Origin of the sequence: Nocardia sp. CDC159, from assembly GCF_023740735.1 — a bacterium.
Taxonomy (GTDB): domain Bacteria; phylum Actinomycetota; class Actinomycetes; order Mycobacteriales; family Mycobacteriaceae; genus Nocardia; species Nocardia pulmonis.
On sequence record NZ_JAMRXH010000023.1, the window covers coordinates 60,842 to 87,602 of the forward strand.

20 protein-coding genes are annotated in these 26,761 nt (G+C 63.2%); 5 read left to right on the top strand and 15 right to left on the bottom strand.

All coding sequences use genetic code 11. The features are described from left to right. The first annotated feature begins 26 nt into the window (after positions 1 to 26). Together NDR87_RS33705 and NDR87_RS33710 are read left to right on the top strand one after the other, a co-directional pair. Positions 27 to 1,448: a family 2B encapsulin nanocompartment shell protein gene (locus NDR87_RS33705; protein ID WP_251917964.1), complete on the top strand. Its 1,422-nt coding sequence runs from the start codon at positions 27 to 29 to the stop codon at positions 1,446 to 1,448. A gap of 6 nt (positions 1,449 to 1,454) precedes the next feature. Beyond that, positions 1,455 to 1,688: a hypothetical protein gene (locus tag NDR87_RS33710; protein ID WP_251917965.1), complete on the top strand. Its 234-nt coding sequence runs from the start codon at positions 1,455 to 1,457 to the stop codon at positions 1,686 to 1,688. Positions 1,689 to 1,753: 65 nt separating this feature from the next. Here the strand turns inward: NDR87_RS33710 and NDR87_RS33715 are convergent, their stop codons facing one another. From NDR87_RS33715 to NDR87_RS33730, 4 genes are all read right to left on the bottom strand, one after another. Next, complete coding sequence (locus NDR87_RS33715) at positions 1,754 to 2,926, bottom strand: hydroxymethylglutaryl-CoA synthase (protein WP_251917966.1); 1,173 nt, start codon at positions 2,924 to 2,926, stop codon at positions 1,754 to 1,756. Continuing rightward, on the bottom strand, positions 2,898 to 3,932 hold the full coding sequence (gene mvk, locus NDR87_RS33720) for a mevalonate kinase (protein ID WP_251917967.1): 1,035 nt from the start codon (positions 3,930 to 3,932) through the stop codon (positions 2,898 to 2,900). Before mvk ends, NDR87_RS33715 begins: the two co-directional genes overlap by 29 nt. Positions 3,933 to 3,966: 34 nt before the next feature. Then, on the bottom strand, positions 3,967 to 5,367 hold the full coding sequence (locus NDR87_RS33725; protein WP_251917968.1) for a helix-turn-helix domain-containing protein: 1,401 nt from the start codon (positions 5,365 to 5,367) through the stop codon (positions 3,967 to 3,969). A 252-nt stretch (positions 5,368 to 5,619) separates the two neighbouring features. Then, complete coding sequence (locus NDR87_RS33730) at positions 5,620 to 7,059, bottom strand: carotenoid oxygenase family protein (protein ID WP_251917969.1); 1,440 nt, start codon at positions 7,057 to 7,059, stop codon at positions 5,620 to 5,622. Positions 7,060 to 7,766: 707 nt separating this feature from the next. Between NDR87_RS33730 and NDR87_RS33735 the strand changes: the two genes are divergently transcribed. Next, complete coding sequence (locus NDR87_RS33735; protein WP_251917970.1) at positions 7,767 to 8,822, top strand: helix-turn-helix domain-containing protein; 1,056 nt, start codon at positions 7,767 to 7,769, stop codon at positions 8,820 to 8,822. Positions 8,823 to 9,045: 223 nt separating this feature from the next. Here the strand turns inward: NDR87_RS33735 and NDR87_RS33740 are convergent, their stop codons facing one another. From NDR87_RS33740 to NDR87_RS33750, 4 genes are all read right to left on the bottom strand, one after another. Further along, on the bottom strand, positions 9,046 to 11,610 hold the full coding sequence (locus NDR87_RS33740) for a hypothetical protein (RefSeq protein WP_251917971.1): 2,565 nt from the start codon (positions 11,608 to 11,610) through the stop codon (positions 9,046 to 9,048). Positions 11,611 to 12,031: 421 nt separating this feature from the next. Then, a complete protein-coding gene (locus tag NDR87_RS37965) occupies positions 12,032 to 12,688 on the bottom strand; it encodes a CGNR zinc finger domain-containing protein (RefSeq protein ID WP_372494381.1) in 657 nt (218 codons plus the stop codon). Between the two features lie 851 nt (positions 12,689 to 13,539). Next, a complete protein-coding gene (locus tag NDR87_RS33745) occupies positions 13,540 to 14,010 on the bottom strand; it encodes a helix-turn-helix transcriptional regulator (protein WP_251941289.1) in 471 nt (156 codons plus the stop codon). Positions 14,011 to 14,228: 218 nt separating this feature from the next. Further along, the gene (locus tag NDR87_RS33750) at positions 14,229 to 14,513 is read right to left on the bottom strand and encodes a hypothetical protein (RefSeq protein WP_251917973.1); all 285 of its coding nucleotides are present in this window, start codon (positions 14,511 to 14,513) and stop codon (positions 14,229 to 14,231) included. Between the two features lie 846 nt (positions 14,514 to 15,359). Between NDR87_RS33750 and NDR87_RS33755 the strand changes: the two genes are divergently transcribed. Then, complete coding sequence (locus NDR87_RS33755; RefSeq protein ID WP_251917974.1) at positions 15,360 to 16,283, top strand: alpha/beta hydrolase; 924 nt, start codon at positions 15,360 to 15,362, stop codon at positions 16,281 to 16,283. Positions 16,284 to 16,426: 143 nt separating this feature from the next. After that, positions 16,427 to 16,744: a hypothetical protein gene (locus NDR87_RS33760; RefSeq protein ID WP_251917975.1), complete on the top strand. Its 318-nt coding sequence runs from the start codon at positions 16,427 to 16,429 to the stop codon at positions 16,742 to 16,744. A gap of 11 nt (positions 16,745 to 16,755) precedes the next feature. On the opposite strand, the gene NDR87_RS33765 is transcribed toward NDR87_RS33760, so the two are convergent. From NDR87_RS33765 to NDR87_RS33795, 7 genes are all read right to left on the bottom strand, one after another. Beyond that, positions 16,756 to 17,931, bottom strand: a complete 1,176-nt coding sequence (locus NDR87_RS33765) for a GGDEF domain-containing protein (RefSeq protein ID WP_251917976.1) — start codon at positions 17,929 to 17,931, stop codon at positions 16,756 to 16,758. 46 nt (positions 17,932 to 17,977) lie between these two features. Continuing rightward, positions 17,978 to 18,880, bottom strand: coding sequence for an MBL fold metallo-hydrolase (locus NDR87_RS33770; RefSeq protein ID WP_251917977.1), 903 nt, complete (start codon positions 18,878 to 18,880; stop codon positions 17,978 to 17,980). A gap of 57 nt (positions 18,881 to 18,937) precedes the next feature. Next, the gene (locus NDR87_RS33775) at positions 18,938 to 19,876 is read right to left on the bottom strand and encodes a LysR family transcriptional regulator (protein WP_251917978.1); all 939 of its coding nucleotides are present in this window, start codon (positions 19,874 to 19,876) and stop codon (positions 18,938 to 18,940) included. A 1,966-nt stretch (positions 19,877 to 21,842) separates the two neighbouring features. Then, positions 21,843 to 23,618, bottom strand: coding sequence for an NCS1 family nucleobase:cation symporter-1 (locus tag NDR87_RS33780; protein WP_251917979.1), 1,776 nt, complete (start codon positions 23,616 to 23,618; stop codon positions 21,843 to 21,845). A gap of 330 nt (positions 23,619 to 23,948) precedes the next feature. After that, entirely contained in the window at positions 23,949 to 24,956 is a 1,008-nt protein-coding gene (locus NDR87_RS33785) for an ABC transporter substrate-binding protein (protein WP_251917980.1), read from the bottom strand. Next, on the bottom strand, positions 24,953 to 25,831 hold the full coding sequence (locus NDR87_RS33790) for an ABC transporter permease (RefSeq protein ID WP_251917981.1): 879 nt from the start codon (positions 25,829 to 25,831) through the stop codon (positions 24,953 to 24,955). The genes NDR87_RS33785 and NDR87_RS33790 overlap by 4 nt, the downstream gene beginning before the upstream one ends. After that, on the bottom strand, positions 25,828 to 26,631 hold the full coding sequence (locus tag NDR87_RS33795) for an ABC transporter ATP-binding protein (protein ID WP_251917982.1): 804 nt from the start codon (positions 26,629 to 26,631) through the stop codon (positions 25,828 to 25,830). Before NDR87_RS33795 ends, NDR87_RS33790 begins: the two co-directional genes overlap by 4 nt. Positions 26,632 to 26,761 lie beyond the last annotated feature (130 nt).

Consider the following 26,761-nt stretch of genomic DNA (forward strand, 5'->3'; position numbering starts at 1 on the left):
ACCAATACTTTCCGAATGAGACCATAATGACCACCCGAGAATCAACTCCCGACCTCTCCCCCACCGGCCCCGCCGAACAACGCTCGCTGAGTACATCGGCCGCTCGCAATCTCGCCACCACGGTCAAAACCCCGCCGCTCATGGCGGGAATCACCGCACGGTGGTTGTTGCGCAAGCTCCCCTGGCTCGACGTTGCCGGAGGCGTCTACCGAGTCAACCGCCGACGGACCTTACGCCCACCCAGCGGAAAGGTCACCTTCGTCCGCAACGGCCCGGACGATATCCAGATCCTGCCCGAGAGTCTCGCCCAGGTTCCGCCCCTGCGCGGCTACTACAACATCGACGTATTTCGCGACATCGTGAGCCGTTGCACGACAAGGGATTTCGAGGCGGGAGAGGTGATCCTCGCCGAAGGTGAACCGGTACAGGAGGCGGTCATCGTCGTCCACGGCCGACTCGAGCGCACCACCACCGGACCGTACGGCGAACCCGCCCTGCTCGGGGTGTTGACCGACGGCGACCGCCTCGGTGACGAGGCGCTGCTGCAGACCGATCCGCTCTGGACCGCCACCGTCAAGGCCGTCACCGCGGGAACCCTCATGACGTTGCCCTGGCCCGGCTTCCTCGAAGTGGTCGACAACAATCCCGACCTCCGCGACCACCTGGCGGCCTACGTCAGTAATTCCGCCCTGCGCGTCAATGCCAAGGGCGAGTCCGAAATCGAGCTCACCGCCGGCCCGCAGGGCGAGGACGAGATCGCGACGTCGTTCGTCGACTACGAGGTCAGCCCTCGCGAATACGAGCTCTCGCTCACCCAGACCATTCTGCGGGTGCATACGCGGGTCGCCGACCTGTACAACGAGCCGATGGATCAGGTCGAGCAGCAGTTGCGGCTCACGGTCGAGGAGATGCGTGAGGAACAGGAGTGGGAGCTGGTCAACAATCCCGAATTCGGGCTGTTGCACAACACCTCACCCGACCAGTGCATATCCACCCATACCGGCCCGCCGAGCCCGCACGATCTGGACGATCTGCTCGCGATGCGCCGTCGGACCGATCTGCTGCTGGCCCATCCCCGAACCATCGCGGCATTCGGACGGGAATGCAACCGGCGGGGGCTGGTGCCGGAAACCTGCTCCGAAGACGGCCATCGGCTGATGTCCTGGCGCGGTGTTCCGATCTATCCGTGCCCGAAGATCCCGATCACCGACTACCAGACCTCCGCCATCCTCGCGATCCGCACAGGCGAGCGAGAAGAAGGAGTCGTGGGCCTGTACAAGACCGGAATCCCGGACGAGTTCGAGCCCGGCATCAACGTCCGCTACATGGGCATCAACCAGCGCGCCATGCTGGAATACCTTGTGACAGCGTACTATTCGGTGGCGATTCTCGTTCCCGATGCCACCGGGATACTCGAGAACGTCAGCATCGCCGCGCCGAGGAGGTGACCAACCATGCCCACCGACAGGCCGGAGAGCAAACAAGGATTGCGGTACCACAGCCCCGCGATCAAACCTTCGCATTACGCCTTTGCCCGCCCTCGTGAACCGGAGGCGATTCTCGAGCCGGCACCGTACGGCGACTTCACCGCCGGCTGTGAGCGGGCGTGCTGTCGAATCGACGAGGCGACAGGCGGATTGCTGACGAATTTGCTGAGCCGGATCATCGATCGGCGTCTGTCTTATTGAGCAGGCTGTCGCTGGCGACGCAATGGGGCGTCGCCAGCACCGCTGTCCATCGCACCGGCCGGGCACTAGCACGTCTGGTAGATCCTTCGGTGTTCGGCTTGACCCGCGAGTCGATAGGATCCCGTACTCTCCTCGGAGAACAGGTGATCCATGCCTTCGGAACGCGATCGAGCTTCGTGCAACCGGCGGTATCGGCCATAGGAGATCCTTTCCCTCCGGGCGATAGCGTCTCGGTTCGAGGCCGTTCGAATGTGCCGTCGGTAATCCGGGGAAACGGTGCCGGTCAGAAATTCCGCCACGCATCCCGATCCGTAGCTCGCCAGCGCTATCGGGCGGTCGGCGAGATCGGTATCCGAATCGAGCAGCGACGCGAGGGCCAGATACAGCGAGGCGGTATAGCTGTTGCCGACCATTCTGTTGTATCGAGTGGTCTCACCGATGGCCCTTTCGATCTCGGCCGGATCTGGCGTGATCCCGTTGCACTCGAGCAGGTGACGATGCGCCTTGTAGGCCATCTTGGTGAATGGCTGGTGATAGCAGAATGCTTGCAGCTCAGCCCATTCGCGACCACCCTGCTTGCGGTAGTCCGTCCAGGCCATCTGCATCGCGTCCAGGTAGGCCGATATCGAGTACCGGCCGTCGACCACGGCCGTGCTCCGGTAGGTGGGACGCCAGAAATCCATCACATCGCTGGAGTGGATTCCCGACCATGGGTCGAGCGTCATGATTCCCGGGTTCGCACTTATCAGCATGGCCACCGCCCCGGCTCCTTGCGTCGGCTCCGCCGCGGAGTCCAGGTCGTACCTGGCGATATCGGTCGCGATCACCAGGACGCGCTGATCCGGGTCTCGCGTGATCAACCCGGCGGCGAATTGAACGGCGGCCGTGCCGGCATAGCAGGCCTGCTTCAACTCGACGACGCGCGCGGTGTCGGGTAGGCCGATGAGCCGATGAAGATACAGCGCCGCGGCTTTGGCCTCGTCGACACCGCTTTCGGTGGCCAGCAGAACGCTGCGGAGCCCCTCGGTGCCGTGTCGTTCCAAGATCGGCGCCGCGGCTGCCGCCGCCATGGTGACGATGTCCTCGTCGGCAGCGGGGACGCTCATCTGTTCCTGGCCGAGCCCCACCGTGAATTTCTGTAGCGGCTGTTTCCGTTCGGCGGCGAGTTCCGCCAAGTCGAGGACATAGTGTGTGGTGGCGACCGACAGATCATGTATACCCAGGTCGATGGCCGTCATATTCTCGGATCCTTTCACTAGGACACAACAATTCGAGCGTCGAAGGTGTCGGGGGGCCGTCCTGTACGGCCGTGGTCCACACATGAGCCGCACCGGCCCGGGACAGCGCTTCGACGACATCCGGCGCGGTCTCGGGCGTTGTCAGAGCGAGCACACATCCACCGAGGCCGCCGCCGGTCAATTTCGCTCCCGCTGCGCCCGCCCGGGTCGCCGCGGCGATGAGGTTTTCGAGCTCGGGACTACTGACACCCCACCGGCGGAGTATCGACTGAAAAGAATTCATCGCACGTCCGAGCGCCGGAACATCCCCTGCCTCGATCATTTCGGCCGCCGAACGGGTCAACTCCGACGCGCGATCCAGCAGCCGACGGCATCCGGAAGAACTCTGCAGTTCCTCCGAAACCAGTTCGACGGCTCGGCGGGTGCTGCCGCATATTCCGGTGTCGGCGATGACAAGCGTGGCGCGCAGGCGTCCGCTCAACGTCCGGGCCGCGCCGTCCTCGAACCAGAGCAGGTGATGAGAAATCGCAGCCCACGCGTCGACCCCGCTGGCCCGACCGTGGGCGAGACGCTCCCCGCATTGCACCAACCGGAACAGTTCGATCGGATCGACGGCCCTGCCGACCAGATCGGCCAGTGCCGACACGCACGCCGCGGCGCAGGCGGCACTCGAACCCAAGCCACGCCCGAGGGGTATGGAGCAGTGCAGACGGAACTCGACCGGTAGATCGAGTAGGTCCCATTGCTGCCTGGCCGCCGCCACCGCCGCATACAGGCTGGAACCGGACGAGCGGGAAATCTGATGTTGGACCCAGAAGCGGATACGAACACCTCGGCGACCATGGTCCGATTCGGTGGGACCGAGATGCCGCGATACTCGCGCCGAAACGGGCAGGGCCGCAACAGGCAGCGCGATAGCGGGCGAGCCGTACACCGCCGCGTGTTCGCCGAGCAGGATCACCTTGCCGTGAGCTCGCCCATGGCCCACAGCGGATTCGGCGGTCATGGCGGTTTTCCTTCCCTGCGACGGTGTGGACCGATCAGGCCAGGACGCGAGCCAACTTGACCAGATGGTCCAGCTCGGAACGAATCAGATAGTTGTCGTTGTCGACCACGTAACGCAGGCATTGGTGTGCCTCCGCGTTGTACTGCAGGTCCTCCGGCGACACGGCGGCGGCCTTCATCAAGGCCAGCGTGGCAGCGGTGGTATCGCACCGCAGCACATAGGCTTTGGCCTGGCAGAGATGAAATGCCGCACGGCGGCCGATCGTTTGCTTCTCGGTGGGTTCGACCATCGGCGCCAGTTTGATCGCCCGGTCGGGATCGTGGCGCGCGAGAGCGATCTCGATCTCGGTGAGGCCGACCTCGACAGGGCCGAACGGTATCCCCCGGGCCTGCCGGTCCTCGCCCAGTTCCCCGGCGGCCCGCCGCGCGATGACCGACAGGTCCATGCTTTCGCGCAGATCACCGGCGACCGCCGCCGCAAGGGCGGCCACCAGGTGCAATGCTCCCCACAGCACCGCTGCGTCGACGTCGGCGGGCGGGCGATCGCCGATTCGCCGGGCCGCCGCGAGAGCGAAATCGTGCCCCTGCACCGGTTTTTGTGAATGCAGCAGCTCGCTGGCGAGGTGCCACACGCTCGCCGCGACGAGTAACGGCTGCCGAGTATGGCTCGCGCTACTCATCGCGCGGTCGACAACGATGGCCGCGAGAGCGTGATCACCGCAGGCCGCCAGCACCGCACGCGACAGGTGGCAGGCCGTCGTGACCAGCTCCGCGGTATCGGTGTCCGGCTGCTGCCAATGGGCAACTCGGGCACTGTCGACCACCGCGGGCAAAGACCCGGCAAGGCGCGAAAAGCGCTGCGGTGAGCCGTCCCAAATCTGTTGACAATCAGTCAGTTTCGACCGTATCGAGGCGAGATCGGAACCGCAGTCGCCCTGGTCCCGAAGAGCGGGATGGTCCCAGAGAACCCGGCGCAACGCAACGAAGTCCTCGTCGATGTGGCCGGGAGACAGCCCGCCGGAAGGCCATCCGATGAGTTCGGCGGGATCCTCGATTCGCAGGACCTCCGCCAGCCGTGCCAGCACCTCGATGTTGTTCAGCGGCCGCTGCCCGGACTCGATGAGCCGCAGCCACTCTTCACTGCGCCCGACCAGATTCGCCACCACTCTTCGTGGAAGCCCGCGCTGCCGCCGCCGGATTCTGAGGCGTTGTCCCACGGTCAATGGCGTCGGGGTGAGCGTTTGCATTTGCTGATTTCCTCGGGCATCTAGGCACGACTCCCGGGTAGTCCGGAAACATGCCGGAACGACAACACCTTTCGGACCGAACAGAGTGAAAATCCAAAGATTCGGCTCGGTTGGGGGCGGCGCTCGTAGACGGCGAACGATGAGTGCGATGGGCAATTGCCGCTGAACGCATCCGGTTTCGCTCGTCACCTACCGGAACTGCCGCTCCAGGTCATTCCATCGAGTGCATCGGTGGTCGACCAATCTCAGGCTATCCCGCCCGATGAGTTCGAAATCGACTCGTTGTGCACACTGCTCGCCCCTCAGTGCGAGACCCGAGGTGATTGCATCGGCAATTTCATATCGTCTCGACCGATGCCCTGCCCAATGTACACGGTCGCGTCGAGGACCATCCCGAAACGCCGTAACCGGCAGATCTCAACGCATCCGTCAGCGCGGCTGTCACATCGTCGACGGGCAGACCCGGGTCGTGAAGCTCCCATGAAAGCCTGGGAAGAAGTGCCGGTCGAGGTGAGCGACAGCGAGCGGTCGTTGCTCGATCGCTCGGGCGTCGAGGATAACCAGGGCGGTGCGATGTTCGGCGGACAGATAGGTAACCGCGAGAATCCAGCCGTCGTCTTCCTCTGACTTCGCCGTCCGTGGGACGAACACCGGTTCACCGGCGAACTCGCCGTGAGAGAAGACGTGCCGACGCTCGAAACCGGTGCGGTGGTCGTATTTGACGATGGCCCCGTCGCGATCGGGGTGGTATGACGCGTAGTAGCTGTATCGATGGGCCCGACCGGTGCGACGCTCGTCGTGCATAGGAAACTCGAGCGCGTCCAGACCCTCGATGTCGTTCAGCTCGACCCGCCCCGCCATGGTGATTCGCACGCGCGCGGGTCTGCCCATCTCCGGAAGTCCGTTGCGAAAGTCCTTCAGCGTGCTGGTCAGGAAATCGAAGGAGTCGTATCGCACCACATCGAGCACGACGTCGCGACCGTCGTCGTAGGCGTTGTCGACGTGGACGTATACGAAAGGCTCACATTCGATCACGCGGTGAGCCCCGCCGTCACGAGGGACCAGGACGATCCGCATCCCTTGTTCCGGACGGTAATCGGCGGCATCGCCCAATGCTCCGCGGCCCAACATCGCCAGCCCGGCGCGCACCGGATCGATGGTGATCGGGGCAAGGGCGAAGACCAGGTAGCGCTCGGTAATCGCGAAATCGTGTTGCACGACGAGGTTGTCCAAGCGAACCAGCCCTGCTTGGTGCAGGCGACCCGACGGATCGACCCGATAACAGCGGAGACCTGCCGGGATCTTTGGTCCCAGAGCCAGATCCATCCCGAAGTTGAACAGCTCGCCGGTGACAGGATCGATCTTCGGATGCGGCGAGAACCTACTCCACCGTGGGAGGCGGCCATCGAAATCGCATGGCCCGACGGTGGACAGGTCGTTCAGGTCGAGCTCCCACGGCCGACCCGCATCGCTGAGCGCCAGCAGGCGGTTCGCGTGGGGCACGGCGTGCGTGTTGGCCGTGTCCGCGGGCATCCGCCCGACATTGGCAGCTGTACCGGCCGCCTGTGTGTACAACCCTCGCACTCGCGCGCCCCGACCACTCTCTTCGGCGAGGAACTTGGGCGTACGAACGTAGCGCGACCGAAAGCGCACCACACCGTCGTCGATGACGAATCTGGACACGAGTCCGTCTCCGTCGAAGGGATGTCCGGCTCGAAAGCCTCCGGCCTCCCAGCGCGCCGGGCCATTCCGATACAGGGTCCCGCGCAACCCCTGCGGAATCGCGCCGACCACAGGCAAGCAGATCTCGTCCTGCGACTCCCGCGCCGGCTCGAACACCCGATGTATGGCCGTACTCCGGGCATCTTCGACCGAAGACATCAGCACTCTCCCTCGACAGGCGGCGACAGCGAGCAGCTGACGCCACTACGTATGGTCAGCCGAATGAAATGATTATATAAGAACCTTCTCACCAACTCAAACAAGTGTCAACAGCTGCGCCCGGCACGCGTCCGAACCGGCAGGAAGAAATACCCCGTGCAACCATCACCTGAGCCGGACAGCTACCACCCCCACCCTCCACCTATCTGCCGTCTTCCCTCCGGAACCATCCATTCCTCGGCCAGCCACCGCATACGGCACAGCCCGGACCTACGTACGACGGGTTGCGAGAAACCTGTTCGGCGGTCGGAAATGGTGACAGTGCAACACCTTTCACGCCCATTGCGGTAAGATCAAACATCTTCGGTCCGGATGGGAAGTAGCTCCACTCGTGGTCCTCACTCCCCCGCGCACCGAGGCGGCTGTGGCGCATGTACGAGTGATCTGCAGGGGTCGAACAAGGGGTGCGATGGGCCGTCCTCACCGTTCAGGTCTGTTTTCACTCCCCCCGGGGTCGGGGATCATGGCTTCGATCGGCACAACTGCCGATTCGGATCCGTGCCTTCCTCGGGTGATACCTCGACGGAGGGTGAGCCATCGGGTCATGCGGAAGCAACTCGATCGTATGTGCGCACGGCCGGCCGGACCGCGCAAGGTCCAACGAGATCGGCTGGCAGCAATGGAATATCGATCGAGGAGATGGCGAGATGACACTTGTGCTCGACACGTCGACGGTCGAGCCGGGCAACCGCGCCGAATTGGTTGCGGCAGCAATTCTTCAGATGACAGCGCCGGCACACATTGTCTTGACCGACACGGAGCAGGCCGTCCAGGGCCGCATCGAGACCTGGCAGCTCGGCCCTGCCAATCTGTCTCGTATTCGGACCGGAGGCTATTACGTGGATCGCACGCCACGACAGATTCGCACCACACCGTCACCGAGCCTGATGATTGTCGTCTCCCCGCGCCACACCGTGCGCTGGGCACACACGGACAGCCAGCACGAGATCCTTCCCGGCAAGCTGTATCTGGCAGATCTCAATACGCCCTTCGAGGCCAGCTGGAACGGCGGTGAGGTTCTGACACTACAGATGCCCATGGAAGATCTGGGCGTTTCGATGGAGTCCATCCGCGACGCGGTCGGTTCCCTGTCGGCAAGTCCCATGCAGCGGCTGATCACCGGCCAGCTGATGTTCATGACCGACGTCGCCGATGCCCTGGAGAACGAGACCGCCTCTTGGGACGTCGGCGAGGCGCTCCTCGGTTTGACACGGGGACTCATTACTTCGGAAGCCGTTCGAAAGGGCGACGGCGCAGCGTTGCCCGCCGATGCTCTACTGGCCCAGATCCGTGCTTACATTCGCCGCCATGCGGCCGACAGCGACCTCACCGTCGCCCGCATCGCTCGCGCGCACTACATCTCCGTCCGGCGGCTGTACCAGCTCTGCGCCAACGCGAATTTCAGCCTGCAGCAGGCGATTATCGAGGAGCGCCTGCACCAAGCGCGACGCGCCCTCTCCGACCCCCGATCCCGGCAAGAACCCATCGCAGTGATAGCAAGCCATTACGGCTTCCGCGATCCGTCGCACTTCGCGCGCCGCTTCCGCGCCGCCTTCGGAATGACCCCCCGCGAGTGGCGGTACGCCATACATCGCGAAGGCCTCCACACAGCCGACTCTTCCTCTTCAACGCTCAGGCCGATCCCACACGTCACGGCAATCCACCAAAGATGCGGCCACGACACGGGTCGCCACCCGACATAGGCAAGTTCACCATACGAGCCCCGCGGCAGAAAACGGCCTGCCGTACATAGTCGACGACGACATTCGGCGGTACGACCACACCCTGCCTGCTGAGCCAGCCCTGGTGGCGGGGCGCGTGGAGGGTTCGTGGTGCCGACATCCTCTGGGCCCCGCCACCGAAGGTTCGATGCTCGATCAGCAAGCGGCGTGGCCGACTACGGCGACACAGTCGGCGCTGGCGAAACTATCTCGGCAGCCGCAGGCGCGATTTCGGTTTCTGCGGAACGGATGGGGAGCTTTGGGCGGTTGCTTCTTCCTGCCGTAGTTCGCGCTCGGCTTCCTGCGCGTTCTTCTCGGCATTCTCGATGTCCCGCTGCGCTTGTCGCAAATGTGCTTCCAGCTCACTCAGCGACGGAAGCGGAATGTCGATGGTCTTGCCGTTCTGATCCAAAAGTTCATAGGATACTTCTCCGGACCTGACGATGGCGATGTCCTTCTCCAGGACATCACGCCATTCCTTGGCGAAGGCAAGTTGGTCGGTCGCCGTCGCTGCCGACTTCTTGCTGTCCTCGACCATCAACACGACCAGCCGTGGTTCGGGGTTCGGGTCGTGCAGCGCCGAGACGGCGTGGTGGGTCTCTTTGGGGGCCTTGCGGAGTCGCTCGGCGTGCCGGGTCAGCAGCGCGGTGTCCTGAGCATCGCGAAGGTTCAGTCCGTCCTTGCTTCGGATGGCCTGCTGCAACGCGGCGGCAAGATCCCCGGCGGCGAGGTCCTGCGCGCTGGGAACGGGCAACACCTCGGCGGACAACCGTGAGCGCACCAGATTCAGGTGCACCTCAACGGTATTCGAACCGTCCGGGCTTCCCTTGTGCGTCAGGTTGAACCACCAGTTGCGAACCGGGTCCAATCCGGCATGCAGCCATCGACCGTCGGTATTGACCAGGTGCTCCTTGGCGAACCACTCGTTGTAGGCTGCCGCCTCCTTCCGCAGTGTCGAGCTGACACGGTCTCGGATCGCGGCATCCAGTTCGATGCCCGCCCGCTTGTTCCCGTCGTCGAGTGCCTTTTGCAGGTCCGCGCGCAGTTTCTCCTGTTCCGCGCCCCATTCCTTCTCGCTTCGGGCCGTGTCGCCGGGCGATGCGGCGCTGCGCCGTGCCTGGAACCGCTGTTCCGCGGCGGCGAGATGGTTGGCGTACTCGTTGATCAAGCCTGCTCGAGTCAACTGTTGTTTCGCCTGATGGTCGAGCAGCGTCGGCTCGATCAACGCCGCCAGCCGCTTGGGCGCATAGAACTCCCGGAGGTATTTGTTCCACCCGTCCGCGCGGGCCTGCCGGAATTGCTCCAGGCTCGGCGCCTCCTTGGAGTGCCACCATTGGCTCATCAACCGGCCGCCATGAATTCCCAACCCCGCCGCGACGGCCACCGGATTGCCCGACCACAACAGGGCGTCGGCGAGCAGACACTCCGCGGTATCCCAGCCGTCGGTTCGTCCCCTGGCGGCATCCGCCGCGGCAGCCGTTACACACCCGACCCCGGGGACGATCGACGTGTAGGCCGACACGTAGTCTCCCCAAGAGGCGCCCGGTGTCGCATGGACCCGGTAGAGCCCGTAGCCGTAGGCGCCGACACCCAGCACACCGAGACTGATCTTCCCCGCCGACATCGCCTTCGACGCCCATGCCCGCGCCTCTGTGGGCGCGGCGAACCGGCCCGGTGGCTGCAGGCGTTCGTATCCGGCGAATGTGGCGCGCACCTGAGACGGCGCCAGTCGCTCACCCTCCGCTGTCACCAGGTTCAACCCCGACTTGGTTGCCAACTCCTCGAAGTACTTTCCGGCGGCGGCTTCCCGGGCGGCCAGTTCCGCCTCGGGATCGGGGTTCGCGGCTGGTCTCGGAACCTCCTGTGTCGCTTTGTTTTCGGGTCCCTCTTGCCGCGGTTCGGGTGCACGCTCCTGCGGGCCCTCGGTCGTGCAATCAGCGACTGATCGCTTCACCCGCCCGGTCGGCGCGGGCGCACAGGCGGTGCCATTGAGGAGCGGCGCCTGATTCGCTTTCGGCTCGAATGCGCGATCGAAGGCCGGGTTGATTCGCACGGAATCCTTGACGTGTTTGAGCTGGTTGCCGATCACGTCGATCTGGAACGCCGAATGTACTCGTTCCGGCCGGATTCCACCGCGTGCATCCCATTCATAGTGGTAGCCGACGCTCTGCAGGGCCAGCTCCGCCGATTCTTTCTCCTTCGCCGACCCGATGTCCTTGAGTTTGTCCAACGTGATGCGGACACTGTAGAAGTTTTCGTCCGGCCGGATGACGTAGACCCACGGCCGCTGGCCAGGTTCGAGAGAGAACTGACTGGCCAGCCATTGAGTCGCCACCTCGTTCAATTCGGAGGTGGTCGACACCAGATTGGTGGTCCCCTTCTTGTTCGCCGCCTCCCCCGCGCTCTCCCCGCCAGCACGCGTGCTGTGGCCCCAGATATGATCGAGAACGCTGTCGTTCGTGCCCACGCCGGGTACCCGGAAACCGTCTCTGAATATCTCCTCAGGTCCGCGCGTATCGATTCGATAGACGATCTTGGGAACCTTGACCTGCCTTGGTATCTGACGTTTCGTCGGGTCCTGCATCTCGTGAACGGGCGGGAAAAGACTCTTGTAATCGTCTTCGGATGCTGGTGGCGGCGGTCCCGCGAAGGCCTCGTCACCAGCGGGGACGAGTACTGCGAGCGCAGTGGCCAGCGCGGCGACCCGGCGGGCGCAGGCAGCGGAGAACAGGTTGTGATGGCGGCGCTCAAAAATAGTTCGTGCTGCCATGGGAATATCGGCTCTTTCTGTCGTCGGAAATGAACGGACAGAGTTGAGCGACAAGTAGTCCACAGAAAGTACGACATGGCCTGAGGCCTGCCCGTGCGCGACTCGGCAAACCCCTGCGACGTCGATCCGGCCACGACACCGGAAGTGCTCGTAGACGCCTGCTCAACTCCCCAACGAGAGAGTAATCGGGCATTTCGCCCACCCCAAACAGGCTGAATTCACTTGAGCTGCAACTCTCTAAATTTGCAACAGCGAGGCTGTCGTGATAGGGGAGGCACTGAGGGCGGCGGTACATGTTGGAGACCTCGCCGGAGCCACCTGGACGCCGTGCGCGTTCTGCTGGAGTGTCGAACGCGCCGTTCCCATAGATCGAGCCCGAGATCCGGGCGCGGCCGTCAGATACGAGGCATGCCGATCGACTTCATCCCTCGGCAGTCCCAGCCGCCCGGGAAGGTTCGACCGGTTTTTCAACGCTCGGGCGGCCCGGATCGGACGGATTGACCGCCGGAATCCAATTCTCGGTTCGGCTACTACTCGCCCGCCGCCGGTTGTAGTAGGCCGCCGCGGACATCCGATCGTTACAACTGTCGCGGCAGTATTTCCGTTTTCCCGGGCGGGAGCGGTCGACAAAAACACATCGGCAAGGCGCCGCAGCGCAGACTCCGAGTCGCTGGACACCATGCTCGGCGATGTGCACCGCCAAGGCGCCAGCCATCCTCCCGGCCAGCGCACCGAACCCGGGTGCAGGCAACTCCCACGAAAGGCTCAGCGCTTCATCGGATTCGACACGGAGCTGCGGCACTACTCCCAAGCCTCGCAACAGGGTGTTCACCCGACCGGCCGCATCCGCGGCGTCGACCGCGCCGAAGACGGAACCCAATCTGTAACGTAGCCAACGTAGTTGGGGCAGGTCAGTGTCGTGCAACTCCTCCGCCAGCGCCACCTCGCCAGCACTCCGCAATATTGCCCGGAAGTACTCCACGTCGACCAGCCTGTCGGGCGGACTAGAACACACATACACTGTGTTCACCAACTCCACGACCAGGTCCAGATCGTCCAATTCCGTCCCCTCATCCACGGCGAGCCGCCAACGTCGCTCACAATTTCACGCGGGCGAGCTGGCGTTGCTTTCAACATCGAGATCCCAACCGCGACGATGAACCGGGAGTTCGATAACAGCTCCCCTACCCGATCACCAGATCGCCGCGGCGGCTACACACCCTCGCCACACACTGTTCAGCCCGAACATCCCCAACAGAGTTCTTTCGATGAACAAATTGGGGGCCGGTAGGTTCAGCCCAGCTGTGTTCGCCCTCTTCCCTGGAAGTTGCGCGGGCAAACCCATCAGGACTCGAACGCAGCATGGCGCCCGAGGTCCGTTATTCTCGCCACCAACCCGCTACATCGAGCCCGGTATCCATGAGCATGCCACCGGGCAATTCACCAGGAATCAGCAGGCATCAAGGAACGAGAACGGCATCGCAGCCCTCTCGGCGCGCCGTTACGAGGCCCCGGCGAGACGAAACTTGCCGATCACCAAGGCAGAGCACAACATCGGCGGGCACTTCGCATGTGCAGACACGGTGATCGATCTCCTTCGGTCGGAGCCTGTTGCGACGATGAGAGTGTTTCGTTTCAGTCGCCCCACGGTAGCTGAAGCCCGGACGCGAGACAAGACGTACATGGTGTCTCGCTCCCATCACACAGAGCTGGAACCCGAATTGCCGCAGCGCTTCTCGGAAGCGGAGAGGCGCCCCAACCGCGCGACGGCGGCCCGGACAGCGCCTCACGGCCGCGATCGGCACCGAGAAGATTCGCGAACCTCCCTCTACAGCAACACATTACACAACCGAGGACTGTTGGTTTCCGCCGCCGCCGAACAGGAAGGGCCATAGTGCTTCATCAGGGCCACCACGGTCATCGCGGCGATCACGGTCCCGGCCACGTCGGCAGCAGAGACTCCTGATACTGGGCGTCCGGGAACGCGTCCTCGACCGTCCGCAACAGCTCGGCTGTTCCGATCAGGCGGGCGAGTGCGACCTCGGACAGGCCGTCCGCGGCGAGAAGCAGGCGGCGGAGCACCCGATTGTGCAATCTCGCGGCGATCCAGTGATCCTCGGACGAGTGATCGGGGGCAGGGCGCATGAGCGAAGGTCGGATCCCCGTATAGAAGTAGTCCGCATTCACGCCGAACACGGTGGCCAATGCCGTGACCGTTCGGGCCGACGGGCTCCGCACGCCAGAACGTAGCTGGCTGAGGTACGGCACGGTGAGGGGATAGCCGACGGCCGCCAGCGCTTTCGCAACGGCAGCGTTCCTCAACGGCTCCCCATGTATACGCTCCCACTCGACGAACAACGCTTCGAGAAAATCCGCGAATCGCGACTCTCCTTCTACCACACGAACTTCCTCCCCAACCTTTCCCACCACGCAAGGACCGAGCGTCCTCGGGCGATGAGCCGCAATACCGGTCGCTCGACGCGTTACAATCCCCCGTTTTCCGAATACTGAGCTATGCCGCTCACCAAACGTCGGTCATCCCTCGATCACCGCGTTACACAGCAAGACAAGCGCCCCGCCTCCCGGTCTCGATCGAGAGGCGAGGCGCTCTGTCAGAGTTATTCGGCCGTCGACGACTTGGCGGGAGCGGTCGGAGGGGGCGGGAGCTGACGCGCGATCCCGTCGGACGTACCGAGTACCACGCCCGTCACCGCGCCGACGCTCGTGCCCACAGCGAATCCGATCGTGCCGCCCAGGATCGCCCCGACCGGGCAGCCCACAATCAGGAATGGCAACCCCGCCACGCAGCCGACACCCATACCGAAAGCCGTTCCGGCGACGCCACCTACGGCGCCACCGGTAAGACCGCCGATGAGCGCACCGGCCTCGGCACTGGGAAACACGTGGGCAGGATAATCGGGCAGACCCGCAATGGGCGTCCCCGACGCCGGTCCGGCATCAGCCGCCGACGCCCGCAACGGCCCATTGGTATGTGCCGTAACTTCTTGGAGCTCAGCGTATTCGCGCTCGGTACCCGGCGCGGGATTCACCGAGCCGACTGCGGCAGCCGGAGCCGCGGCCGCAACGGCGGCCGGTCCCAGCAGCCCGACAGCGGGCGGCACAACCGCTGCGGCGAGAGCGAAAGCGAGCTTGGATGTGGTTACTGCATTCACGAATCTTCACCTATCTGTCGAACGAAGTGCGGTGAAGCTACCAACTGACGGCACCCGACAGCAACATTTCAGCTACCAACACGCGGCCTTCGGAGTATCGTGAATAGCCGATAACATCGCCCGCGAAATCCGATGTGCCCAGGTCAAACGCGGGAACCGGACTCGGCCAAAATGGAGAGCGTGATCAGCGCCACATGAGTAGATATTCGCTAGCGGCAGTAGGGAACTGGCCAGCCCGAGCACCGGTAGCGATATCAGCCCGTGGCTATCACGTCGCCGTCACCACCCACCACGCGACAGCGACCTCTCGTGAACGCAAATCAACATATCTGCGCTGGGCACTCGACGGCCGAACCATCAGCCTGGATCTGCCGGATCCATCCGGCACTCCGCACCCCAGCGCCACTTCGTCGAACTCCGCAGCTCGGCCGAGCGCTCCCCCACAACGCGATGCGTCTCCCGCGGACGTGCCCAGCCCGAAGTTCGAGTGGCAAATCGGATTCCCGCTAGCGCTTGCAGCTACGATCCGGCATACATAGTATGTGTGACACACTGTCCCATCTTCAGAGGGAATTCATGACACGTGTACAGCGTCGCTGCGACGTCAGCTTCGATTCGCAGGGCACCGGTATCGCCGGCTGGGTGTACCGGCCCGCCGCGGCAACGACGCCGTCACCGGTTCTGGTCATGGCCCACGGATTGGGCGCGGTGAAAGAGATGCGGCTGGATGCGTTTGCCGAACGGTTCGCCGACGCCGGGATCACAGTCCTCGTGTTCGACTACCGTCATTTCGGGGCCAGCGACGGGACGCCACGGCAGCTTCTGAGCATCCGACGCCAGCTCGACGATTGGCAAGCCGCTATCGCCTACGCGCGAAAGATCGAGGGTGTCGACGCCAGCCGGGTCGCGTTGTTCGGAACCTCCTTCAGTGGCGGACATGTGCTGCGAGCTGCCCTGCATGACGGCCATATCGCCGCGGTGGTGTCCCAGTGCCCCTTCACTGATGGCCCTGCCTCGACTCCAACCATCGGTCCGCGAGCTATGACTGCGGTAACCGCACGAGCGCTCGCCGACCTTGCCGCCGCGGCGCTCGGGCGATCTCCTGTGAAAGTCCCTCTGACCGCCCTTCCCAACCACACGGCTTTGATGAACGCCGCGGACGTGGTACCGGGCTACTCGGCCATGATCCCGGCATCCGTTCAGCATCCCAATTACGTCGCCGCCCGGATCGGGTTGTCCCTGCCGTTCTACCGGCCTGGCCGAGCCTTGGAAACCCTGCGCTGTCCGGTCTTTCTCGCGGTTTGCACCGAAGACAGCGTCGCACCGGCGCAGCGAACACTCCGGTATGCACGCAAGGGTGGCGCGAACATCGAAGTGCGCGAATACTCCGCGGGCCATTTCGACGTCTACCTCCCACCGACCTTCGAGACTGTGGTTGCCGACGAGATCCGCTTCCTGCGTCGCCATCTCGACCTGACCGGTGTGCACTCTGATCAGTGATCTTCGTCCATCGACGGACCCGCAACCCACATCGGTTCGATCGGTAGGCGACAGCGCCGGTGCCGACAACGGTTTTCAAACTTGTCGGCGGTAGAACATATGGTGAGCTCTGACGAAGTATCCGGGAGAAAGGGTGCCCTGTGGTGGATATCGTGACGGACGCGCGGATCGTGGCAGCACTACGCCGCCTGTATCCGCTTGTCGCAGAGCGCGATGATTTGGCCCAGACGGTCTCCCATCTCCGGGAAGCCACCAGTGCCCGAGAACTCGAGGAACGCGACCGCCACGGCAGTCGCATGGCAGAGCTCGACGAGCGAATCCTTCGCGCTACCGCAGCTGCCCTCGACGAGATCGGGCTGTACGACGGGGCCCGAGCGATCGAGTGGGCGATGGAATCGGCAACCGCTCATAACCCTTGCGCACCAACGACAGTCGCCAACGGCAACAACGGACGCCCGTAGGACGTATGGGATCAGGAGGCCAGGACCGAGGGATCCTCACCGGGGGTACTCTTCGCGACAACCACCCTGTTGCCACCGAGACGTTTTGCCACGTACATCGCTTCGTCGGACAAGCGCAATCGGCGACGGCAGCACACGACGCCGCCCTCACCAGGGGCCGGGCCGGTGTCACACAGCGCGACTCCGATACTGGCCGTCACTGCGACAGGCACGTTCGTCACGGCCGTTATGGCACCGCGTAGTCGTTCCGCCACCGCATCCATACCGTCGCGAAGGTGGCCCACAACCACGAATTCGTCGCCGCCGGTGCGCGCTACCAACGCATCCGGATCGGCCGCGGCTCGGAGTTGCCGGGCGGTTCGAATCAGCAGTTCATCGCCCACGGAATGACCGTAGTGGTCGTTGACGATCTTGAATCCGTCTATGTCCACCGCGGCGAAATAAAACCTCCGGTGTTGCCGACCGCAGGGCGTCAACCATCGAGGCCAGCCCTGAACGCTGCTCGCGTGTCGAAGCAGGTGACACTCCAGACCGCGTCTATTCGCCAGGCCGGTGAGCGGATCAGTGTGTGCGTCCCGGCGAAACAGCCAGCAGCAGAACTGCACCACAGGCAATACACAGCACGCCACGACGAGAGGGGACACCGATTCCATCACGAGAGTCACGCCGATGTCTCCAGACCGGGAGTACCCGAGAACCGCCAGCGTTGGCAGGGCGGAAATCGATAGCAGGGACCATCCGGCATGCACCAGTAGCGCCCGCGGGCCGTGGAAAATCGCTAGGTATGCTCCCGTAGCTACCAGGAGCGCATTTCCCGTCGCACCCAGCACGGGGTCCGGGGCGATCACATTGTGGATTCCGACAGCGACGTCCAGGAGAGCAACCCATAACAGGGATTCGAACTCCCCCGGCCATGGCAGTAACCACCAGCGCAACGTCCAAAGCGCGGAAGGAACAGCCAAGAGGCAGACTCGAGCAGCGCCTGCCGGGGCTTCTCGCCCTGCGACCACTATCAGGGTGATCCCGGTGAGCGACACCACCACGATTCCTACCGCGCCGATCGAGACTTTCAGTCGCCACCGGAAAGAATGGTCACCGGCGGCATGGACCGGCCAGCAATAGTGCAACCGGTCGCCCCACCAGGATCGAAATATCTGCCCACTGTCCTTCATGTCGCTCTTCACCACATCTCGGCAGCATCCATCGACCACTGATCGCACTCGGTGGAGATTTTCAAAGAACAGTACATTTGCAGGAGCCCGCCGAGGGCGGCAGGAAGACGCTGAATTCTCCGAAGTCGGCGGCCTTCACCGGATCCAGGAAGCAGTCGACACGATCCTCGAGGACTACCGAGCCCGTCACCAATTTTTCGAAGGCGTCGGCAACACGCCTCAGCACTTCCGGGTAAGCTCGATATCGCGCTCCGTGAGCGCATAGAATATCGTCTATATAGGGCGCGATATCGGTCGTAAGCATCGCGGTGGTGAGCGCATACGTTTCGATATGCGCCGTTGCCAGATGGGCATACATGGATCCCGTGCCGATAGTATCGCCTGAGAACAAGACCCGATTCCGCTCGTCCAGAAGACAGATCGAGTCCGCCGAGTGTCCTGGCGTATAGACGACTCGCAGACAACGGTCACCGAGGTCGATTTCTTCACCGTCCTGAAGAAGCCGGGTCGGCTCCACGTACGCAATTTCCCAGTGCATCGGATCAAAATGCTCCGGAAACGGTCGCATTCGCATCTCTGGACCGAGGACGTTGAACCAAATCCTGTCTATTTCCGCAAAGGCGCGGTACTGTTCCTGAACGGCGTCTACCGCTATGAGATATTGAGACAACCAATGCTCTGGCGGACCAGTACGATGGAGCTCCGAGCCAGCAAAATGAAAGGCCACCTCCTCGAACTCGTGGTTACCTCCGACATGATCGAAATGATGATGACTGTTGACAACTAGTACAGGGCGATCAGTGATCGTCTCTACACATCGCCGGATGCTGTCCACTCCCAGGCCGCTATCGAACAGGACCGCACGGCGGGAACCCACGATCAGATAGCTATTGACGTGCATCGGTTCGGCAATCAGGTAGATCCCGTCACGTATTCGCTGCACCGCGAACCAATCCCCGGCCATCTTCACCACCTCCCGTGCGTTGTGCTGACAGTAGTATCAGCTGACGTCCCGACTCCTTCATGGATACGCTTCCGAACCCTCCAACAGGCCAATCGCCACGAGCTTACGGCCGAGATTTCCATTTCCAGCGATCTCGAGAAACCTGTCCACAACTGGCGATTCATCTCGAGCTTGTACCGATATCGTCCGCCGGATAGGCTTCTCCAGGTGTACAGCTGAGAGCATCGGCCACGCACCCTTCAGCGCCATCTTCGGCACCAGAGTGACCCCGATTCCATGCGCAACGAGACTCAGCGCGGTAGGAACGTCCCCAGCGGTGGCCACGTACCGCACATCCACCCCGGCGCGCTCGGACTCTCTTCTTATTATCTTGTCGATGTCGGAATGGGTGCGATACCCCACCCACGGCTGTAGGGCAAGCGCTGGCCATGTCGCCTCCAAGCCCGCCGCTCGGCTGCGATGGCAGGCAATGACAAGCTCCTCTTCACCGATGGTTCTCGCATTTCTGCCGTCGCGAAATGTCTCCAGGGGCCCGACAGCGAGATCGACGATGCCGCGGTCGAGCGCAGCGCAGAGCGACCGGGTATCGGTGTAGGATTCCACTGAAATGCGCATGACCTGCCGCTCGCGCTGCATCCGATAGATTATCGGCGGGATCAGCTTCGTCGCCAAAGTAGTCGTGGCGCCGACAGTGACCACATCGTCGCTGAATGTCCGACATACCGACAGTGTCTCGTAAAACGAGTCCATGACCCCGGCCGCGTGCTCAAAGAATACGTTCCCGAACCTGGTCAGAGACGATCGGCCGGACGCGCGGTCGTACAGCTTTCGGTCCAGCACCGCTTCGAGTGCGCATATCTGTTGCGACATAGCCGACGGCGTGACGCCGAACTTCTTTGCAGCAAGGGCCTTGGAGCCAAGCCGTACCGACCACACAAAGTATTCAATCTGTCTGAGCGTTATCGGATTCGATGTGAGTGACGCGAAATCGAGCACCGGCAGTTTCCTATTTCTTCATGCGCACTCGCAAATCATATTGCAGCCCGCGGATGTTTGCTCAAGATGTGCTGATCGTATGCATAGCGCGAGACAGTGTCAATATTTTCTTCTCATCATGTCGGTGACGTACATCACTACGTTTCGGTATAGGTAATATCCATTTCAATTTCCCCCACTTCAGCGTCTTGCCGAACAGTCCACATAGTCGCTCAACCCGCCCCGAGGGATACGAGAACAGCCGGCATCGCCACTTTGCATACAAAAGCGCAGATGGGGCAACCATCCAGAAAAGCGATGGCGTTTGGATCCCGGTCAGAGGGGTGGGAACACAGGACGAAGCGCTCGGCCGGTCTGGGCCTGCGGGCAAACCAGTACTGCGGGCATACACGGGGTCAGCCGGCCGGCAGCAAACCTCGACTCTCCAGCATCAACGTCCTCGGTGGAACGTTGGACACGAAGTAAGAGCACACATGTCGGAGTGGCCAGAAGCCTCGGAGCGAGGTGAGTGCACCATATCGCGGTCCGGGCGGCCACGAAACCTCGAACCGCGCGCACTTAAGGAATACCTTGCCATCGTCAAGATGCCCTACATCATCACTACCCGCCCGGTCCGGCCAGCTCACCCGCGGTGCGAGACCGGCGCTCCTATTACTCGAGGCCCGCTAGCGACACCGTCTCGGAAAAAGTTTTTCGGCCAGCAGCTCTCGTAGCAACGAGATTTGACCTTACACGGCCCTCGGGCCGCCATAGTTCCTACGGCACGCACCGCCGACACCCGCCGCGTATCCGAAATAGTTCCAGATGGCAGCTTGTGATGAGAATCTCAACAAATGGTTGGCCGCAGCGGGATCCGCAGGTTAGCTGCTAAGTTACGTTTCGTTCTCGATTGTCGGAGGTCGGGGCGCACTGTTCGTCCATTGTGATTACATAATTATCAAGGGCGTGTCATGGGTTCATCATCTTCACCACAGAATCCCGCGAGCCGGGTCGTGCGAATCGATGTGGCTCTTGATTCACCGCCCGCGCAATCGCGGAGCACTGACAGTGGCTCCGATCCGATGGGGGTCGGGCCATGTAGTGCCATGCCAGAGCGGTCGAAATATCCAGGCGGCGCATGCCTGGCCTCCGCGCCCGACACGGCTGGCGCGGAAATTCCTCCACACAGATCATCGCGCTCAGCAATTTCGATATCACGGTCCCCCTGCTCATTCCAGGGCCGGCGCCCGAAGTGAGCTCCCGCCACCGCGGTGGCGTCTATCGGAGTGCGGCGGATCACCCAGATCCCTTGGACGCCTCCGCGGTTGACTCCGGGGTGAACAGGCCAACGATTCCCAGTTCCGTGGCGGCTTCGAGCGAATTCCATCCTGCCGCGACAGCGGCAGCGAACAGCTCGAGGCGAGCCTGCCCGGCAGTGGCGTACTCGCGGAGCGCGGACTCGTATCGCCTTCTCGCAGCCTGCAGTTCAGCTCCAGTGATGTCCACACTCAAACGGTAGCAAATGGATGGCAATACTGGTGCGGTGTCGCCGATCCTCCTCCTGCCCCGGAGTCCGCAGGGATAGATCCCGTTGAGCCAGCCGAAATAGCAATCCGCGCAGGCTCTTCCACCCTCACCCCACGTCGTAGCCCACTCGCCGCACCTGTCAAGTCGCTAGGATTACGCGCGCGCAGTCGATTGCTGTGCAGTTACAGACCGATCATGGCGATATCCCCGGACCCAGGTACGCGAATCACAAGGCTCTCCACACCTTCAGCGTCGAGAGCTACACGCCTCCCGCCGACAACTTCCGGCCCCGGACCTCATATGTTCGAACAGGGTCTCGGGCGCAGTAACGACCGTATCGGCTCGATGCGGATCGACGGGCTGAGGGTGGCGCGGCCGGCGCGGTGGTTCCTGCGCTGCGGGTTGCCAGCGCGGTAGCAAAGGTCGTGGGACATCGAGTTCGGGCCGATGCCGGCTCGGATCAGATTCCTGATTCGGCCGAGTTACCGTCTCGGTCAACCGGATCGACTCCGGAGCAGGGCCTGCGCAATCGGCCCTTGGTTGGCCATCGCAGCCAGATCCGATGCCGTTTATCCAGTCGGATAAGGAGAGGGTAGGTCAACATGGCCGAACCGAGGCCGACGGCCCAGCCGTAGTCGGCGAGAGGCCGCAGGGCAGGTATGAGTCCATCCGGCGGGAACGGACCCGGTGCCACGCCGTCGCCGATAGTCGAGTAGGAGCCACCGATGGCAAGGAGGGCGCCGACCACGAGGGCCAGTGCTGCTCGCCAGTTCCAGCCGCCCGCATACCAGTAACGGCCGAAGCGGCGGTACAGGTCGGCGACCACGAGCTGGGTGCGGCGGACGAGCCAGTAGTCGGCGATCAGGACTCCCGCGACCGCCCCCAGCAGCCCACCGACAGTGTTGAGCCAGATGTAGATGTAGGTATGGGGGTCGGCGATGAGCTTCCACGGCATGATCACCACACCGACCACACAGGTGATCAGGGCCCCGGTGCGGAATCCGACGACCCTCGGCGCCAGATTGGCGAAGTCGTAGGCCGAGCTGACGATATTGGCGGGGATGTTCACCGACAGCGTCGCGATCAACACGATCATCAGGGCGAACAGCGTGCCGATGACTGAGTCCACCTTCGCGGCCACCTGGACCGGGTCCCATATCGGTGCGCCGTAGACGGACTGGGTGCCAGAGGTCACCAACACCGCCAGAAACGCGAACAGGGTCATCGTGGTGGGTAGTCCCAGCGCCTGGCCGCGCATCTGGGCTCGTTGACTGACGCCGAACCGGGTGAAGTCGGGCATGTTCAACGACAGCGTGGACCAGGACCCGATCACACCCATCAGCGATGGGAAGAAGACCACCCAAAAGTCATGGCCCCAACCAAGTTTCGAGGGTTCGCTCACCAGCGGACCGACCCCGCCCGCCTTCACCGCGATCCATATCAGCAATGCCACCGCGCCGACGATCACCAACGGCGCCGCCCAATTCTCGAACCGTCGCAGCGCCTCCATTCCACGCATGACGATGGCCACCTGAAGCACCCAGAACAGCGCGAAGGATACCCATTGCGTCCACGGGTACCCACCGAAAAGATCAGCGTGCGACCAACTCTCGCCGAACAGCCTTCCGGTCAGCACGAAGATCGCCTCGCCGCCGATCCAGGACTGGATGCCGAACCACGCGCACGCTACCGACGCGCGCACCAATGCGGGCAGATTGGCCCCGCGCACCCCGAAACTCGCCCGCACGAATACGGGAAACGGAATCCCGTACTTGGTGCCGACATGCCCGGTGAGCAGCATCGGCACCAACACGACGACGTTGGCCGCGGCGATGGTCCCGACCGCCTGCACCCAGTTCATTCCAACGGCGATCAACCCGGAGGCCAACGTCCAGGACGCGACGTTATGAGCCATGCCCACCCACAGCGCCATGAAGTTGTAGGTCGTCCAGCGCCGCCGCGCGATCGGGACCGGGCGCAAATCATCGTTGGCCAGAGCAGCGTCGTCGAGAACCACGCCGCCTGCCAGCTCCACCCGGCTGTCGGGCCGTAGTATTTGTTCTCCTGCAGACGATTCCGATGCTTCCATGGCGTCCGGCCGGGAGGTGTCGGTGCTCATGCTGCGTCCTTTTCTGCTCGACGTCGACGCGACCCGGGTGAGGTGATGAGCCGGTCCGGTGCCGGACACCGCCGTCAAGTAGCGAGGTCCTCGCCCTGCTTCGATTCCGACCGCCACACCCACGACTCTTCGCGGCACGAATGTGAACCAGGGCCAGCGGTGGAAATGCATTCAGGTCCACACCGTCTGGGCCGCCAACTGGACACTCCCGCGACACCGGCGCTCTGGCACGGCCTGAGCCGCAGGTATTGCAGTAGCGCTTGATGCGACCCGGCCCTTCTCTCAGCGCTGACGATCCGCATCTCGAGCACAAGCTCCACGACAGGGAGGAATCCGACCCAGCTCCGGGATGCGAACAACAACCTTTTCGCGTTGCCGAGCCCTAATATTTGGTGCCGCGCCCCTAGGAAATTGGGGGCAAGTTGATTCGAAGCATGAGTGTGAGCATCATCTTCGTACCGCCGCCCGAGCGAACGTGAAGTCCACGAAGGACTCCGTGTTCAGCGCCGACGCATCCTGGATCAGTCCTGTCGCCCGATAAACCTGCTGCTGTCTATCGAGTTGGTCGGGTAGCGGAGCGAGATCGGGCAGCCAGATATAGGAGGGAGTGTCTCGAAGGACGGCAATGTCCTGTCCCGTCGCCTCGGCGAGGATCGTCAGAACCTCTTCGGACTTCGCCCGACCGTCCTGAAGGTCACTGCTGGCCCGGACCAACGCGTCGAAGAAGCGTTGTGCTGCCGGCCCGCGGGCGAAAACGCCACTGTAGATCACACCGGTGGCCGACGAGCCCTCCGGCGGGACCGCCAGCGGTCTGGCCACGCCCTCCTTCTCCATCCGCGTCGTGAACGGGGCGGCGACCAGTGCGGCATCGACGCTGCCGTTGGCCAGCGCGGCCTGCATGTCCGGGATACCCAGGTTCACGACCTGGACGTCGGCCAACGATAGTCCCGCAGGCTGCAACACCGTCGCAACCTGGAAGCCACCCGCTGCCCCTGGGCCGCCTGCGATCGCTACCTTCCGGCCACGAAGATCGGCGGGCGTGGTTACCACGCCATCCAACTTCCTCGCCACCTCCAGCGCGCTCGGGGAAGCCTTCGCATCACCGGGGGCCAGACCCATAGAGCCGACAATCTTCAGGTCGAGGCCGCTTGCGATCGCGCTGAACATGCCAGCCGAGAACCCGGCCGCGACGACGTCCACCTTGCCGCTCGCGGCCGGCCCGACCGCGTCCTGTCCAGCCTTCACTTTCTGCAGGTGAACGGTGATGCCCTCGGCATCGAAATACCCTTTCGCCCGCGCCACGTACAGAGGCGCGAACAAGGTCGACGGTACGACCGCAACAGTGACCTTGGTGGTTCCCGAAGTCAGGCTTCGACCCGCGCACCCTGTGAAAATCAGGGCTGCGCCGACGATCAACGCAACGATGCCGAGGGCACGACGGGGATGTGTTCTCACGAAGATGGCTCCTTGCTCTCGTACGGATTCGCCTGCACAGATTTGGCGGCGGACGCGCGCCGCCACGGCATCGCCAGCCACCCACCCACCGAGACGACGCCGGTCAGTGCCGCGCCCAGAAGCGCTGCGGTCAGCAACCCCACATACATTCGCTCCGGCTGAAACAACTGCCAGCTGTTCCAGATCAAGAAGCCGACTCCTTCGTCGGAGGCAACGAACTCGACAGCGATCGCGACCACCACGCCGAGCCCGACGGCGACCCGAAGCCCCGTGCAGATCTGGGGCAGGCATGCGGGCCCGACGACCAACCGAAAACGCTGCCCCCCTCGTACTCGGTATGCCGTGGCCAACTCCAGCGCGCCGGTGTCGACCTCGCGCATGGCTGCCTGGGCGTTGATCTGGGTGACGAAGAAGACCGTGATCGCCACCGCGAGGATTTTCGGAGTGCTCCCCAAACCGAATATCAGCAGGAGCAACGGCAATACAGCGATCTTGGGCAAGGCGTACAGCGCGGTGAACAACGGCGCGAGCGCGGCACCCAGCAGACGCCAGGCGCCCATGCCCAACCCGACCGCGGTGCCGGCCACGGCAGCGGGGACATAGCCGCCGAGCAACCGGAGCACGGTAGCGGACAGATCACCCAGCAGCTCGCCGGAGGCGATCATGCCGGTCGCCCGAGCCAGGATTCGACTGGGCGGCGGAAAGACCAGGGCATCGATGACACCGGTCTGGGCAGCGCACTGCCAAGCCGTGAGTGCCAGCGTCGGAGTCAGGATTGCCAACGCGATCTCGCGGCGGCGAAGTCGGCGCCGACGGCGTACCTCCGCGAGCATGATGCGCTGCGCTCGAGGGTCGTGTTCCGCTGTCCGGCTCATGACGCGATCGGCCTTGCTTCAACCTCGCGACGCAGGAGGTCCCACAGATACCCTCGAAGCTCGGCGAACTCCTTCGTGTGCTGCACGTCCGGGTGGCGGGGCCGCCCGAACGGCACTTCGATTTCCGCGCGCACCCGCCCTGGTCGCGCCGTCATCAGGACCACGCGGTCGCCGAGCAGCAAAGCCTCCTCCAGCGCATGGGTGACCAGCACGACTGTTTTACGTTCCGTCTCGCACAACGTCAGCAGCTCCTCCTGCATCAACAGACGAGTCTGTGCGTCCAGTGCCCCCAATGGCTCATCCATCAACAAGCACGCAGACCCGGTAGCGAATGCACGCGCGATTCCCACACGCTGCCGCATCCCGCCCGACAATTGATATGGATAGGCGCCCTCGAAGCCGGACAGCGCCGTACGCGCGATCCAGTCCCTCGCCCTTTCTGCACATTCAGTCCGGCGATACCACCTCGACAATCCAAACAATACGTTTTCGAATACGGTGAGCCAGGGCAGCACCCCGGATGTCTGGAACACGAACGCAGTGGCAGGTCGGCCATCCTCGTCGCGGGGTCGGACCACCGTCCCCGAACTCGGCTTCTCCAGATCACCGAAAATTCGCAGCAACGTCGACTTCCCACAGCCGGATGGACCGACGACGGTGGTGAAGGAGCCCTCCTCCACGTTCAACGCCATCTCCCGCAACGCCCACAACGGTCTGCCGCTGCCGAAGAACAGCTTCGAAACCCCATCGACCGCGAACGCGAGCCTCGTCTCAGCGGCCACATCGCCGTGGTGCAACATCTACTCTCCTCATCCAGTCGTACCGCCCTGACGACTCCGGACCGTCAGAAATGTTTCTTGGTCAGGACCCGGTTTCGCGAGAAAGGATTCCAGCATCGTCCATATCCCCTGCCGACCATGCCGCATTCTC